The 13,384-nt window shown below is 69.3% G+C and carries 13 protein-coding genes; 9 read left to right on the top strand and 4 right to left on the bottom strand.

Going from position 1 to position 13,384, the window contains the following annotated elements:
* The first annotated feature begins 143 nt into the window (after positions 1-143).
* From IPL40_10230 to IPL40_10245, 4 genes are all read left to right on the top strand, one after another.
* Positions 144-947 carry a serine/threonine-protein phosphatase gene (locus tag IPL40_10230; GenBank protein MBK8481538.1) on the top strand — a complete coding sequence of 268 codons (804 nt, stop codon included), beginning with the start codon at positions 144-146 and terminating at the stop codon, positions 945-947.
* Entirely contained in the window at positions 944-2,083 is a 1,140-nt protein-coding gene (locus IPL40_10235) for a pyridoxal-phosphate dependent enzyme (protein MBK8481539.1), read from the top strand. The genes IPL40_10230 and IPL40_10235 overlap by 4 nt, the downstream gene beginning before the upstream one ends.
* 47 nt (positions 2,084-2,130) lie before the next feature.
* Positions 2,131-2,550 carry a zinc ribbon domain-containing protein gene (locus IPL40_10240; protein MBK8481540.1) on the top strand — a complete coding sequence of 140 codons (420 nt, stop codon included), beginning with the start codon at positions 2,131-2,133 and terminating at the stop codon, positions 2,548-2,550.
* A 114-nt stretch (positions 2,551-2,664) separates the two neighbouring features.
* A complete protein-coding gene (locus IPL40_10245) occupies positions 2,665-3,603 on the top strand; it encodes a rhomboid family intramembrane serine protease (protein MBK8481541.1) in 939 nt (312 codons plus the stop codon).
* A 19-nt stretch (positions 3,604-3,622) separates the two neighbouring features.
* Here the strand turns inward: IPL40_10245 and IPL40_10250 are convergent, their stop codons facing one another.
* Positions 3,623-4,720 carry a discoidin domain-containing protein gene (locus IPL40_10250; GenBank protein ID MBK8481542.1) on the bottom strand — a complete coding sequence of 366 codons (1,098 nt, stop codon included), beginning with the start codon at positions 4,718-4,720 and terminating at the stop codon, positions 3,623-3,625.
* Positions 4,721-5,179: 459 nt separating this feature from the next.
* On the opposite strand from IPL40_10250, the gene IPL40_10255 reads away from it, so the two are divergent.
* Positions 5,180-5,512: a NifU family protein gene (locus IPL40_10255; protein ID MBK8481543.1), complete on the top strand. Its 333-nt coding sequence runs from the start codon at positions 5,180-5,182 to the stop codon at positions 5,510-5,512.
* Here IPL40_10255 and IPL40_10260 read toward each other — a convergent pair.
* The 3 genes from IPL40_10260 to IPL40_10270 all read right to left on the bottom strand — a co-directional run bounded on the left by IPL40_10260 (position 5,491) and on the right by IPL40_10270 (position 7,359).
* The gene (locus IPL40_10260; protein MBK8481544.1) at positions 5,491-5,706 is read right to left on the bottom strand and encodes a DUF2934 domain-containing protein; all 216 of its coding nucleotides are present in this window, start codon (positions 5,704-5,706) and stop codon (positions 5,491-5,493) included. The genes IPL40_10255 and IPL40_10260 overlap by 22 nt on opposite strands.
* Positions 5,707-5,762: 56 nt before the next feature.
* Complete coding sequence (locus IPL40_10265; protein MBK8481545.1) at positions 5,763-6,299, bottom strand: peptidyl-prolyl cis-trans isomerase; 537 nt, start codon at positions 6,297-6,299, stop codon at positions 5,763-5,765.
* Positions 6,300-6,420: 121 nt separating this feature from the next.
* Entirely contained in the window at positions 6,421-7,359 is a 939-nt protein-coding gene (locus tag IPL40_10270) for a ribose-phosphate pyrophosphokinase (GenBank protein ID MBK8481546.1), read from the bottom strand.
* Positions 7,360-7,671: 312 nt separating this feature from the next.
* Between IPL40_10270 and IPL40_10275 the strand changes: the two genes are divergently transcribed.
* The 4 genes from IPL40_10275 (at position 7,672) to IPL40_10290 (ending at position 13,373) form a co-directional block, all read left to right on the top strand.
* Complete coding sequence (locus IPL40_10275; protein ID MBK8481547.1) at positions 7,672-8,343, top strand: DNA mismatch repair protein MutH; 672 nt, start codon at positions 7,672-7,674, stop codon at positions 8,341-8,343.
* Positions 8,344-8,473: 130 nt separating this feature from the next.
* On the top strand, positions 8,474-9,421 hold the full coding sequence (locus IPL40_10280; GenBank protein ID MBK8481548.1) for a DUF438 domain-containing protein: 948 nt from the start codon (positions 8,474-8,476) through the stop codon (positions 9,419-9,421).
* 227 nt (positions 9,422-9,648) lie between these two features.
* Complete coding sequence (locus tag IPL40_10285) at positions 9,649-12,726, top strand: hypothetical protein (GenBank protein ID MBK8481549.1); 3,078 nt, start codon at positions 9,649-9,651, stop codon at positions 12,724-12,726.
* A complete protein-coding gene (locus IPL40_10290) occupies positions 12,681-13,373 on the top strand; it encodes a hypothetical protein (GenBank protein ID MBK8481550.1) in 693 nt (230 codons plus the stop codon). The genes IPL40_10285 and IPL40_10290 overlap by 46 nt, the downstream gene beginning before the upstream one ends.
* Positions 13,374-13,384 lie beyond the last annotated feature (11 nt).

Consider the following 13,384-nt stretch of genomic DNA (forward strand, 5'->3'; position numbering starts at 1 on the left):
GGGGTTCCGTCTGGGTTCCGTCTGGGCCCGCGACCACGCCGCGTGGCGCGGCGGCAAGGCGCGCGCTGGCCTGGCAACCCACGAGTCTGTAGAATGTCGCGCTATGCGGTCAAGCGGCGATCTACGGGGAAAGCGCTGAGCTGATGGTGCTGCGTTCCTACGGCGTCTCGGATATCGGCAAGCGGCGGCCCGTCAATGAGGATAGCTTCCTCAGCGACGACGAGATCGGGCTCTACCTGGTCGCCGATGGCGTCGGCGGCCACGCCAAGGGCGAGGTGGCCAGCGCGCAATCGGTAGAGGAGGTCCACGGCTACGTCCGCGACGCCTTCGACTGCATCGAGGCGCTGCGCCGCCACCCGGGGCGCGACGAGCTCGCCGCCGTCCGGCGGATGTTCGAGAGCGCCGTGCAATCAGCCGGCTACATGGTCTTCGGCATGGCCGAGCTCGACCCAGCGCACCACGGCATGAGCACGACGATGAGCGCGCTGCTGCTGATCGACGGCCTGGCGTTGATCGCGCAGGTGGGCGACAGCCGCGTCTATCGGCGGCGCGGCGAGGAGACTGCCCAGCTCACCGAGGATCACACGCTGCTGAACTATCGGCTCAAACACGGGTTGCTCTCGCCGCAAGAGGCCCGTCAAGCGCCAGGGAAGAACGTGATCACCCGTGCGGTTGGCCACCGCGACTACGTCCAAGTCGACACCTTGATCTGCGACGCCCGGGTCGGCGACCGCTTCCTGCTCTGCTCGGACGGCCTGCACGGGCACCTCAGCGACGACGAGGTCGGTGCACTCCTCGCCTTGGCGGCCGCGAAAGACGTGGCCCACTCGCTGGTCGAACTGGCCAACGACCGCGGCGGCCGCGACAACATCACGGTCTTGGTCGTCGACGCGCTGGACCCTGCTGCGGCGGCGGGAGACCCCAGGGACCCAGCTCCCGCTGAATGAGCGGCGCCAGGCCCAGCGGCGCTCGCGGCGGCGACGCCTGGGAGGGCGGCCCGCTACCGGCGCTCTCGCGCCTGCGCCTCGGGGTCTGGCCGACCCGAGTGCACCCTCTCCCTGCCCTGAGCCAGCGGCTCGGCTTCGAGCTGTGGGTCAAGCGCGAGGACGAGAGCGGCACGGCCCTCGGCGGCAACAAGGTGCGCAAGCTGGAGTTCCTGCTCGCCGCGGCCCGTGACGCTGGTGCGACCACCGTCGTCACCGCCGGCGCGCTCGGATCGCACCACGTTGCCGCGACCGCCTGGTACGCGCGACAGCTCGGTCTCCGCTGCGATGCCCTCGTCTTCCCGCAGCCACTCTCGGCGACGGCGAGGCGCTGCCTCGAGCTGACCTGGCGGCTCGGCGCCAGGTTGGAGCCCTGTAACGATCGCCTCGGTCTCGCGCTGGCCTTGGCCGATCCGCGCCTACGGCTGGGCCATCGCGGCTACCTGATCGGCCCGGGCGGATCGTCGCCCCTCGGGACCCTGGGCTACGTCGCCGCGGGTCTCGAGCTCGGAGCACAGGTGGCGGCGGGCCTGCTGCCGGAACCGGCCTGGATCGTCATGGCCCTGGGTACTGGCGGAACCCTGGCTGGCCTCGCGCTTGGCACGGCGCTGGCGGGCCTTCGCAGCAAGCTGGTGGGCGTGCGGGTCGTCGAGCGGTTGCTCTGCAACGAGGCCCTGACCCACGTCCTGATCGAGCGCACCCGCCTCCTGCTCGCGCGCCACGGGAGCGCGCCGCCGAGCGCAGCCCCCTGGCTGATCGACCACGCGCACGCCGGTCCCGGCTACGGCGTGCCGACACCCGCGGGAGAGCGTGCCTGTCGCCTGGCGCGCGAAGCGGAGGGGCTGTCGTTCGAGGCGACCTATACCGGCAAGGCCTTGGCCGCCCTCTGGGATGGCGACTCGTTCCGCGGCAAGGCGCCGCGAGCGCAGGCGTCGCCACGGGGCCCGGTGCTCTTCATCAAGACCAATCACGTGCGACCGATCGGCGCCCTGATCCGGGCGCTGCCGCCGCGACCGGGGCTCGAGGCTTGCTCGTGGTGGAGCCGGGACGCTGGGCCGGCGGGCCGGGCGACGACGCTCCGGACAATCATCGGCCCTTGACAAGTCGGGGCTCTGGCCTAAGTTGAAGCCCCTCTGAGGAGTTGCGCATGCCAATTTACGAGTATCGCTGCGGTGGCTGCGGCCATGAGTTCGAGGAGTGGCAGAAGATCAACGACGAGCCGGTGAAGAAATGCCCGAGCTGCCGCGGGCGGCGGGTCGAGCGCTTGGTTTCGGCGACCTCGTTCCAGCTCAAGGGCGGCGGCTGGTACATCAGCGACTACGGGCGCGGCAGCGGCGGACCAGCGAAGCGGGGCGACGCGCGGGGCGATAGCGCGGAGAGCGCCGAGCAGAGGACCAAGGAAGAGCCGACCACCGGCACGGAGACCGCGAACGCTGGGTCGACCGAGGCGCCGATGAAAGCGGCGGCAAAGCGGAGCAGCGCCAAGGAAGGCGCCGGCAGCAAAGCGTCGAGCAGCAAAGCGTCGAGCAACAAAGCGTCGAGCAGCGCGGGAACGGCAGCGAGCTGAGCTCCCTGGCGGCAGCGCCCGCGCTGAAGGCTGAAGCTGAAGGCCGGCCTACCGCGTCCTCGCTCCGCGGGCGCGTGGTCGGTTTCGCGCACTGCATTGAATGCACTGCATTGAATGCACTTCATTGAAATAGAGCCCTTGCTCACCGAGGCCGAGGCCCGCGCGCTCGGCCTCGTGCTGGCCAGCGCGGGAATCCTCTACTCCCTGCGCCCTTCCCTCAGCGACGACGAAGCCGCAGCTGGCGCCGGTGCGCCCTCGCACTGGTCGCTCGCCGTCTTGCACCGCCAGGTCGATGAGGCGCGTGCGCTGATCGCCGAGGAACGCGCCACTGCCGCGCCTGAGCTCGCGGACGCCGCGGAGCCCGCGCCGCTGCTTGGCCGCAAGAACTCAAGCGCCTGGGTCATCGGCCTGATCCTCGTCAACGTGCTGATCTGGCAAGCCCTCGAGCGTGCCGGTGGCTCGACCCGCCACGACGTGCTGCTGCGCTTTGGCGCGATCACTGCGGAGCGGCTGAAGGCCGGTCAGTGGTGGCGCTCGATCACCGCCGTCTTTCTCCACATCGGCAGCACCCACCTGGTTGCCAACTGCGTCGTGCTCTTGGTGCTCGGACTGCTCGCGCTACGCAGCTGGGGACCGGGACGAATGCTCTTCCTCTTCGTGGCCGCCGGCTGCGGGGGCAACTGGGTCGGCTACGTCTTCGGCGATCCACTCGCGCTCAAGGCTGGCGCCTCGGGCGCGATCCTTGGCCTGCTGGGTGGCCTCGCCGGGGCACGCCTGCGCGAGCTGCTGCGGCGGGGTCAGCGCTCGCGCTATCGCCTTTGGCACATTCCCGCGATGGTGCTCGCCTTTTACGGGCTGGTGATCGGCGTCAGCCCCGAATCCGATCACGTCGCCCATATCGGCGGGCTCTTGACGGGTACCCTGGTGGCGCTGGGCTGGCCCCTTCCGGGAAGCCTCAGCCTGCGAGGCGAGCGGACGCTGCAGTGGCTGCTCGCCGCCGCAGCGCTGGTCGCCAGCGCGCTCGCTGCCTACCTTGCGCTGAGTGCTCGCTGAAGCCGCGAGCCAGGTGTGATCAGTAGCCGGACTGGGCGCAGATCCCGCCCGCGGCGGTTGGCATTACGCCCATCGGAACACCAGTATCCACCGCGCTGATGGTTGCGGAATCGGTGGAGTTGACGCGGATCTCTGCGATCTCGAAGGTCTCCCCCCACGACAACGAATCGCCGTCCTCGACCATCCGCAGGACGATCGCGCGCGCCGTCGGCAGCTTGGCCCCGGCGAGATCGATCAGCTCCTCGCCTCCGGACCCCATGAGCTTGGAGGCTACGAACTGCCAGCCCTGCGGATCGCTGCTCGAGACGGGCGAGGTCGGCAGGTCGCCCGGGGTGGCCCCCGAAGCCACCGCCACCTGGTACTCGCTGGCGTAGGTCCTCCCCGAGGCGCTGCGCGCGTCCTTCCAGACGACCGCGATCGATGAGAGCGGGTAGGCCTTGTCCAGCGCGAGGTGGATCTGCACCGGTATGTCGCTGAGCGCATTTGCGCCCCACCCACTCCAGTCCGTCTCCGATTCATAACGCGCATAGGTCGCCGGATTGCCGTCGACCATCGCCTCGGCGCTGCCGCTCGTCGACGCCAGCGCCTGGGCAGGGGCGTGCTCGGAGACCACCTTCACCACGCGCACCGGAACGCTGGAACCGCTGGCCGCGCCAAGTTCACCAGCCGTGCGTAGGACGGTGGCCTCGGCAAGCGCAAGGCCACGCTGGGCTGCACAGCCGACCTGGCGGGTGATGGTCTGTCGGGCGGGCGGACTCTGGCGGTGCTCCCCGTTTACATAGACCGAAATGGCGTTCGGCCCCTGGGCCAGACCGACCGCGACACAGAAGCGACCCGTCTGCGCGTTCGAGACGGTGACCCAGGACCCGAGCGGCGTGGTGCCGACGATCGTCTGCCCGGCGAGCGCCCGACCGGTGATGGCGACGTCCTCGGCGCAGGTCACGGCCTGCGCCACCGGATCGAGCAAGGGTGCGCTGAGGACAGCGCTCGTATCGGGGGTGTTCGGGGAGCCAAGGACGCCGGCATCGACCTCGAAGATGCTGGGCGCGTGGCCCTCGCCGAGCCCGCAACCACCCCAAGAGCCGACGACGACGAGCGCGACCAGTGGCAAACCCACCAATCGTGCCCAAGCCTGCCCTCCGCGCGTTGCCACCTGCCACATCGCTGTTGCTCCGCCCATTCGCGCTGCTGCTCCGGCCATTCGCGCTGCTGCTCCGGCCATTCGCGCTGCTGCTCCGGCCATTCGCGCTTGCGCCTGCCACGCTCTGATCCAGGCGGCTCCAAGGGCCGTCGGCCGGCTTGAATGCAAAGGGCGGACCGCTGGCGCGCCAAGCCCTTCAATCGAGTTATTCAAGTAGCTTGAAGCCTTCGGCGGGACTGGAATGCAGGGCAAGGCGAGGGCCCAGCCACGGTCGCCTGGCCCCGACGCGCTCGCGACCTGGCCACTGCGCTTGCCGTCGAGCGCTGCGCGACGGCAGGGGCGCGGGCCCGCCGACCACTGCGCCAAGGCCCCGCGCGGACGCTGGCCGACCCTGAGTCGGCACGCTATAGTCGCCCCGCATTGGAGGAGCGCCTGATGAGCACGATCGAGCAAGAGCAGGGCGGCGGCGCGCCGCAGGTAGCAACGGGCGGAGCGGTCGAGCTTCGACAGCGGATCCAGCGCGTGATCGACGACCAGATTAACCCCGCGGTGGCGATGCACGGCGGCGTGATCTCGCTGGTCGAGGTCAAGGACCGCAAGGCCTACGTTCACATGGGTGGCGGCTGCCAGGGCTGCGGTATGGCGGCGATGACGCTATCCGCCGGTGTCCAGTCCCTGTTACTGGAGGAGATACCTGAGCTGGAGGCGGTGGTCGACATGACCAATCACGCCGATGGCGACACGCCCTATTTCCCCGGCAGCGAGTAGCGCTCCGTCGGCAGCGCGCGCGGCTCGCCGACCAACTCCTTCAGTCCATAGCGTCGCCAGCCCTGCAGCAGCAGGAGGCGCTCGGCCTCGATCCAATCCTCGAGGCTGGCGCCGTCGCGCGCGCCGCGATCGATCCAGAGCTGATAGGCGCGCTCACGGATGGCTTGTTCGTCGAGGACTCTGAGCGTGGCCATGCGCGACTCCCGCCTGCCGTCCCCGGGGCCGGCTCCGGCACGGGTCATTCCTCGGATTAATCGACCAACGTCGCCGTCTCGATCACGACGTCTTTCTGCGGGCAATCCTGGCTGAAGGGGCCGCGGCTGCCCGTGGGCACCGCCTTGATCTTATCGACGACCTCCATCCCCGCGCTGACGCGCCCGACCACGGCGTAGCCGTACTTCTCCGGCGTCTTGCCCTTGTGGTCGAGGAAGGCGTTGTCTGCCACGTTGATGAAGAACTGCGACGTGGCGCTATCGACCTCGGAGGTGCGCGCCATCGCCACCGTGCCATTCAGGTTCTTCAGACCATTCGCGGCCTCGTTGGCGATCGGGGCGCGCGTCGGCCGCTTGCGCAGCTGCGCATCGTAGCCGCCGCCCTGAATCATGAAGCCGTCGATCACCCGATGAAAGATCGTGCCGTCGTAGTGCTTGGCCTGCACGTAGTCGACCATGTTCTTGGCCGAAACGGGCGCCTTCTCGTCATCGAGCTCGAGCATGATCTCGCCGAGGCTCGTGACCAACTTGACCTTGCGCATGCGTCCTCCCGGAAAAAGCGTGTGCGGCAGCATTCCAGAGCTGAGGGTCGGACGCAAGCGGGAGCCGCTGCGCGACTGGCGGGCTGCGGCGACTGGCGGGCTGCCGCCGCCCCTCCAGCGGCCGGGAGCACGCGCATTGCTTCACGCGGGGGCCTCAGATCACGGCGGCGACGGAGCGCCCCTCATGAACGCTGCGAATCACCCCGGCGAGCAGGCCCGCTACCGAAACCACGGTGATCTTGTCGATCTGCTTCTCCTGGGGCAGCGGGATCGTATCGCTGGTGATCAGCTCCATGACCTTGGAGCGATTCAAGCGCTCGACGCCGGAGCCCGAGAGCACTGGGTGCGTCACCGCCGCGCGCACCGTGCGGGCACCGCTGGTAACGAGCAAATCGGCCGCCTCGGTGATCGTCGCGCCCGTATCGATGATGTCGTCGACGAGGACGCAGTCGCGTCCCTTGACCTCGCCGACCAGCCGCATCGACTTCATCTTCGAGGGCGCGCCGCGGCGGCGGTCGATCATCGCGATCGAGCCGGCCATGCCCTTGGCGATCTCGCCGGCGCGTTCGACGCCACCCGCGTCCGGCGCCACGACCACCGGCTCCTCGAGCTTCAGCGCGCAGAGGTGGTCGATCAAGATGCGCGCGCTGCGCTGCAGGTGGTCGACGGGCACATCGAAGAAGCCCGGAATCTGCCGCGCATGCAGGTCGATGGTGATCACGCGATCGACGCCGACGGCGGCCAGCAGCGTGGCGACGACCTTGGCCGAGATCGGCCCGCGCTTGCCATCGAGGTGATCCTGTCGGCTATAGCCGAAATACGGGATCACGGCGTGAACCCGCGCGGCCGAAGCGCGTCTACACGCGTCGATCAGCAGGAGCAGCTCCATGATGTGATCGTTGCCCGGATAGCAGGTCGACTGCACCACGAAGACATCGTGCGCCCGCACGCTCTCGTTGAGCGCGATGCTGACCTCGCCGTCGGAGAAGCGCTTGACATGGGCGTCACCGAGGGGAACGCCCAGCTCCCGGGCGATCCGATGCGCCAAGGCGGGATTGGAGCTGCCGGAGAAGACCTTGGGTGCTAACGACATCGAAGCTCCTTGCGGATCGCGGGCGATGATCAAACCGCACACCGGACGCTGACCGCTCCCCGGCGGCGCGGCATTGTTGCCGGGCCACGGGTCGCGACGCAAGGACCTCGCGCGCGGGGTGTCGCGCGCGGGGCGCTCGCGAGCGCCCCGCGCGGGCCGGCAGCCGCAGGGGCGCGTTGACGCGCTCGCGGCGCTGGCAGCAACATCGGCCGGTAATCCCGATCGGGCCGTCCCGGCGCGCTCGCCCCCTCCGCGAGCTCGCCGATCGGGGGAGGGGAAGTCGTGCCAACTCGACGCGTGCGCCAGCTCAAGCTGCCCGTCACCGGACCCCAAAGCCTGGAGGCGCTGCTGACCCGGGCCGGGGCCCTGCAGGGGGCGACGATCGGCGCGGTAGCCGCTCGTTGCGGGGTCTCGCTCGAGCGCGGTAGGGCCGGCCATAAGGGCCGCGTCGGCGAGCTGATCGAGCGCGCCCTCGGCGCCAGCGCGCAAAGCCTCGACCTGCCCGACTTCCCGCAGCTCGGCGTCGAGCTCAAGACGGTACCGCTCGATGCGCTGGGGCGGGTGCGCGAGTCGACCTTCGTCTGCACGATCGACCTGCTGCGGGCTGCCGACGAAGTATGGGAGGGCTCGCGCTTGTGGAGCAAGCTGCGCTGCGTCCTCTGGGTACCGGTCGAGCCGGCGGGCAGCGCGCCGCTGGCGCTGCGGCGCCTTGGACGCGCGCTGCTGTGGCGGCCGAGCGCCGCGGAGGAGGCCCTGCTGAGGGCCGATTGGACGGCGCTGATCGGGCTGATCGCGGTCGGCGGCGTCGAGGAGCTGAGCGCCCACCTCGGCGAGGCCCTACAGGTGCGGCCCAAGGCGGCCGACGGACGGGCGCGGACGAGCGCCCGCGGTCCTGATGGCGAGGCGCTCGCGGCGATGCCGCGCGCCTTCTACCTGCGTGCGCGCTTCACGGAAGCGCTGCTCTGGTCGCTGACGGCCCGCTGACCGCTGGCTGACGCTGCGCGATCCGCGGCGGGGCAGTTTTCACGCTGCGAGCCCCACGAAAGCTGTGCTAGGTCAAACCTCCCCCACGAACGGTTCAAACCGCAGCGAGCAGCGAGAGATGGAGGCAGGGATGGGCAACGACTGGAACGCACTGCTGGTCGAAGATCACGAGCGCACAGAGCGCGTATTGGCGGCGATGGAGAAGGCGTTCGCCGCGCCGCAAGCGCCCGCGCCGGCGCTGGTCGAGCAGCTGCGCAGGTATCTATGCCAATACGTCGAGCAATGCCACAACCGCAAGGAGGAGGAGCACCTCTTCCCCCGGCTCGAGGCGCGGGGGCTACCGCGCGCCGGCGGCCCGCTGGCGGTGATGCTGGCCGAGCACGAGCAGGTACGCGAGCACCTGGCGCGGCTCGACCCCCTGGCCCGCGCCTACAGCGCCGGCGACAGCGGTCAGCTCGCGCCGCTGCGCGTCGTCTTCACCGACTACGCCGCGCTGTGCAAGAGCCACTTCTGGAAGGAGAACGACATCCTCTATCCGATGGCGCGGCGGCTGCTCGATCCAAGCGACGCCGAGGCTGTCGTCACCGGGATTGAGCAGCTCGAGCGGGCGCTCGCGCCGGCGAGCCGAGCGTCCTACTACGCGCTGGCTGACGAGATCATCGCCGCGAGCGCGCTGCGCGACCTCTCCTTCAACCTCGATCCAGAGGTGATGGCGGCGCTGCTCAACACGCTGCCGCTGGAGCTCTCGTTCGTCGACCACGAGGATACTGTGCGCTACTTTAGCCACGAGCTGGCACCCAAGATCTTCCCGCGGACCCGCGGTGCGATCGGCACCAAGGTCCAAGACTGCCACCCCGCCCACAGTGTGGATCTGGTCGAACGCATTCTCGCCGATTTCAAGGCCGGGCGCCGCGAGGTCGCAGCGTTCTGGATCGACCTCAACGGACGCAAGATCCACATTCGCTACTGGCCGGTCCGCGACCCGCAGGGGCGCTATCTCGGCTGCCTCGAAACGGTGCAGGACGTCACCGGCATCCAGCAGCTCGTCGGCCAGCACCGCCTCCTGGACGAGCAGTAGGCCGCGCGGGCCCGTCCCTCCGCCCCGGGCGAAGCGTGGTCAGGGCGTCTCGATGCCTTCGGCCATGACCTCGGCGCCGTCGCCGCGGCTCGCCTCGAACTTTCGCGAATAAACTTGTCGGCTTGCGCTGATCTCTCGCCCCGCGGCGATCGCGCCGATCTTTCTCTTTTACCACTAATGTAAGCGTCCGTACTGTTGCTTTACCGATTATAACCATGGAGGCCACGATGTCCCACCCTCTACGCTTCGGCGCTTCGCTCTCGGGTCGTGTGGCGGGCATCGCTCGGATCGTCGCGCTCCTGGGGCTCGGCTCGCTCTTCGGCTGCGAGGCGCTCGAGAACGACGCCGCCCTGCAGCCGCCGGTGGTGAGCGTGACGGCCCAGACGGCGATGAACAGCGACAACGCGATGAACGCGATGAACGCGATGAACGCGATGAACGCGATGAACGCGATGAACGCGATGAACGCGATGAACAGCATCAACCTCGGCACGACCGGCGTGATGAGCAGCGCGGTGGCCGACCTCGGCAAGCTGAGCTTCGGGCAGGTCAACCTGCTCTGCCCGCCGACGCGCTTTCCCTACACCCTCCCCAGCGCGCTGCCCGACGGCTCCCGCGACGTGAACGTGGTGCTGCCGCGCTGGATCGTGATGAAGCAGCAGTTCGAGCGCGTCTACGAGGCCTGTTGTGCGACGCCACCCTGCAGCAACAGCTGTCCGGCGCTCAAGGTCGCGATCGGCGAGGACTTCGACGGCAACGGCTCCGCCGAGACGACGGTCAACTACGAGGTCTTCAGCGGCATCGGGCTGGCCTGCGCCGACAAGGCCTACCGGCCCTTCCTGCTGCACCCGATCAATGGCCCCGAGGTGCAGGCGTTGAACGCCAACGGGACCATCCCCACCTTCAAGACCTACTTCCGCTACCTCTGCATGAAGACCTACGACGTCGCCCAGGGCAAAGAGGTCTACGTCTGCGGCAAAGGACGCCTCGCGGACGGCATCAGCGGCTACGCGGTCAAGAAGGACACGCTCTCGCCCCGACCGATCTACGCCAAGGCGCTGACCTGGGGTGAGAACACCTGGGGCGCGCACTTCCAGTTCGTCAAGGGCCACATCGGGTCGATCGTCGAGCGCCAGCAGCACAACATCAGCCCGGCGGGCTACGCCCTGGATGACGCCTGGGGGCTCAATCCGCTCGACAAGCACAGCGACAACGTGACGAGCAAGGAGCCCGACTACTTGGCGGCGGTGGCGCTGAAGACGGCGACGAGCCGCTCCGGCGTGGCCGTCAGCCCCTACAACTGGGCCAACGCGACGGGCGCCAAGGCCTTCAACACGGGCGAGCTCAACCAATGCGAGGCGGGCTACGCCGCCACGCCCGATCTAGCGTCGAAGGGCACAGTGGAGAACGGCCTGCTGCTCAACCTCTCGGTGGCGCAGTGGTATCAGGACAACTGCCGCTGGAGTCAGGACTGGGGCCTCCCCGTGCTGGCCGCCCAGAACGTCGGCAACGGCTGCAGCGTCTTCCCGACCGGCACCGCCGCCAACCAGGCGCTGATGGGGATCAACCTCGGCGACAGCACGCCGCGCCGCTGCCCGAGCTTCATCACCTGCGAGCCCGGCCAGGCCTGCTGCATCGGAAAGTTCGGCACCGGTAGCAGCGCCACCTGCACCGTCAAGACGGACGGCCGGGTCTGGTGCTGGGGCCAAGACTACGGCGCAACGCCGAGCGAGCCGATCCGCACCGCTTCGGGGACGCTCGAGGGCGCTCTGGAGGTGAGCATGGGCTCACTGCACGCCTGTGCGCGGCGGTCGGACGGCACCGTCTGGTGCTGGGGGCGCAACACCTACGGTCAGCTCGGCGACGGCACCACCTCCTCCTCCGTGACGGCGGTGCAGGTCAGCGGGCTGACCGCCGTGGAGGAACTCACGGTTGGCGGTAGCCACGGCTGCGCACGCCAGCGCGACGGCGCCGTGCGCTGCTGGGGCTTCAACGCCCGCGGACAGCTCGGCGACGGCACCACCACCAACCGCAGCGCGCCCGTCCCGGTCGGCGGGGCTCTGACCGAGGTCGCCCAGCTTGCGGCCGCCGCATACCATACCTGCGCGCGGCTCGCGACCGGCGCTGTGCGCTGCTGGGGCTACAATTCCTATGGCCAACTCGGTGACGGCACCACCACCGACCGCGGTGTACCGGTTGCGGTGGCAGGGCTGAGCGGCGTCGCCGATATCGCCGGCGGAGAGCACCATAGCTGCGCGCGGCTGGCGACGGGCACGCTGCGCTGCTGGGGCTACAACTACTACGGCCAGCTCGGCGACGGCTCGACAACCAACCGAAAAACACCGGTGACGGTAAGCGGTCTGAGCGGCGTCACGGAGGTCTCGCTCGGTGGGTCCTTTGGCTGTGCACGCCTGACCGACGGCATGCTGCGCTGCTGGGGCCAGAACACCTACGGCCAGCTCGGCGACGGCTCGGCGTTTACCAGCAAGACGCCCCTACTCGCCAGCGTCGTCCGCTGCGACGCACAGGACGGCCTCTGCGGCAAGAATGAAGACCAGGCCACCAGCCCAGCAGACTGCAGGGCGACGAGCTGCGGTGACGGGAAGTGCGGCGGTGAGGAAGCACCGCTCACCTGTCCGGCCGATTGCGCCGCGGGCCTTGAGCTGCCACGCAGGCTCGGCTGGTACCACAGCTGCGCGCGGGTCAACGACGGCACGCTGCGCTGCTGGGGAAATAACGCCCGCGGTCAGCTCGGCGACGGCTCTGTGCTCGCCCGCCACATCGCGGGTCAGGTCAGCAGCCTCGCCAACGTGAGCCAGTTCGCCGTGGGCGACGACCACGGCTGCGCAGTCCTAGCCGGCGGTACCGTGCACTGTTGGGGCTACAATTACGATGGCCAGCTCGGCGACGGCTCGACCACCAACCGCACGACGCCCGTGGCCATCAGCGGCCTGAGCGGGGTCGCCGACGTCGCGCTCGGCGCGTCCCATAGCTGCGCGCGCCTGACCGACGGCACCGTGCGCTGCTGGGGCAGAAACATCCAGGGGCAGCTCGGCGACGGATCCACCACGGACCGTCGGACACCCGTGGCCGTTTCCGGTCTGAGCGGGGTCGCCGAGCTCGTGCTCGGAGGGTCGCATGGCTGCGCACGGCTGACCGACGGCACCGTGCGCTGCTGGGGAAGCAATTACATGGGCCAGCTCGGCGACGGCACGACCGTCAATGGACTGACCCCGTCGCCGTCAGTGGCCTCAGCGGCGTGGCGACCCTCGCGCTCGGGCAAACCCACACGTGCGCGCGGCTGACCAACGGCACCGTGCGCTGCTGGGGCTACAATGCCTCCGGCCGACTCGGCGACGGATCGACCACCAACAGCTCGACGCCGGTCACCGTCCTCGGTCTGAGCAACGCCAGCACGCTCGCTCTCGGCAATGCCCACAGCTGCGCGCGACTGACCAACGGCACCCTGCGCTGTTGGGGCTACAATGCCTCCGGCCAGCTTGGTGATGGCACGACAACCTCGCGCGAAACGCCGGTCGCGGTCGCCCAACTGAGTCGCGTAACAGCCGTCGCCGCCGGCGTCTACCACACCTGCGCGCAGCTGAGCACGGGCCTGCTCCGCTGCTGGGGGCAGGGCGCGAATGGCCAGCTCGGGACCGCCGCCTTCGGAACGATGGCGCTCACCCCCGCGGCACCCTCGATGTGTGGCGATGGCGTCTGCGAGTTCGCGGAGAAGCTCTTTGGCAGCTGCGCCGCCGACTGCACGCCGCTGCTCGGTGACTGCGTCTGCGACCCCCTCCTGGAGGATCTCAGCAACAGCCCGGCCGACTGCGACCCCAACCGTAGCTGTCAGCCGCGGCTGCAATGCAACGACGGCCACTGCGACACCGCCGCCGGAGAGACCTGCAAGAGCTGCTCGGGCGCCAACACCGACTGCGGTCCCTGCGCCTGAGGAAGCGCGGG

It is taken from the genome of Pseudomonadota bacterium, from assembly GCA_016711215.1.
Lineage (GTDB): Bacteria > Myxococcota_A > Polyangia.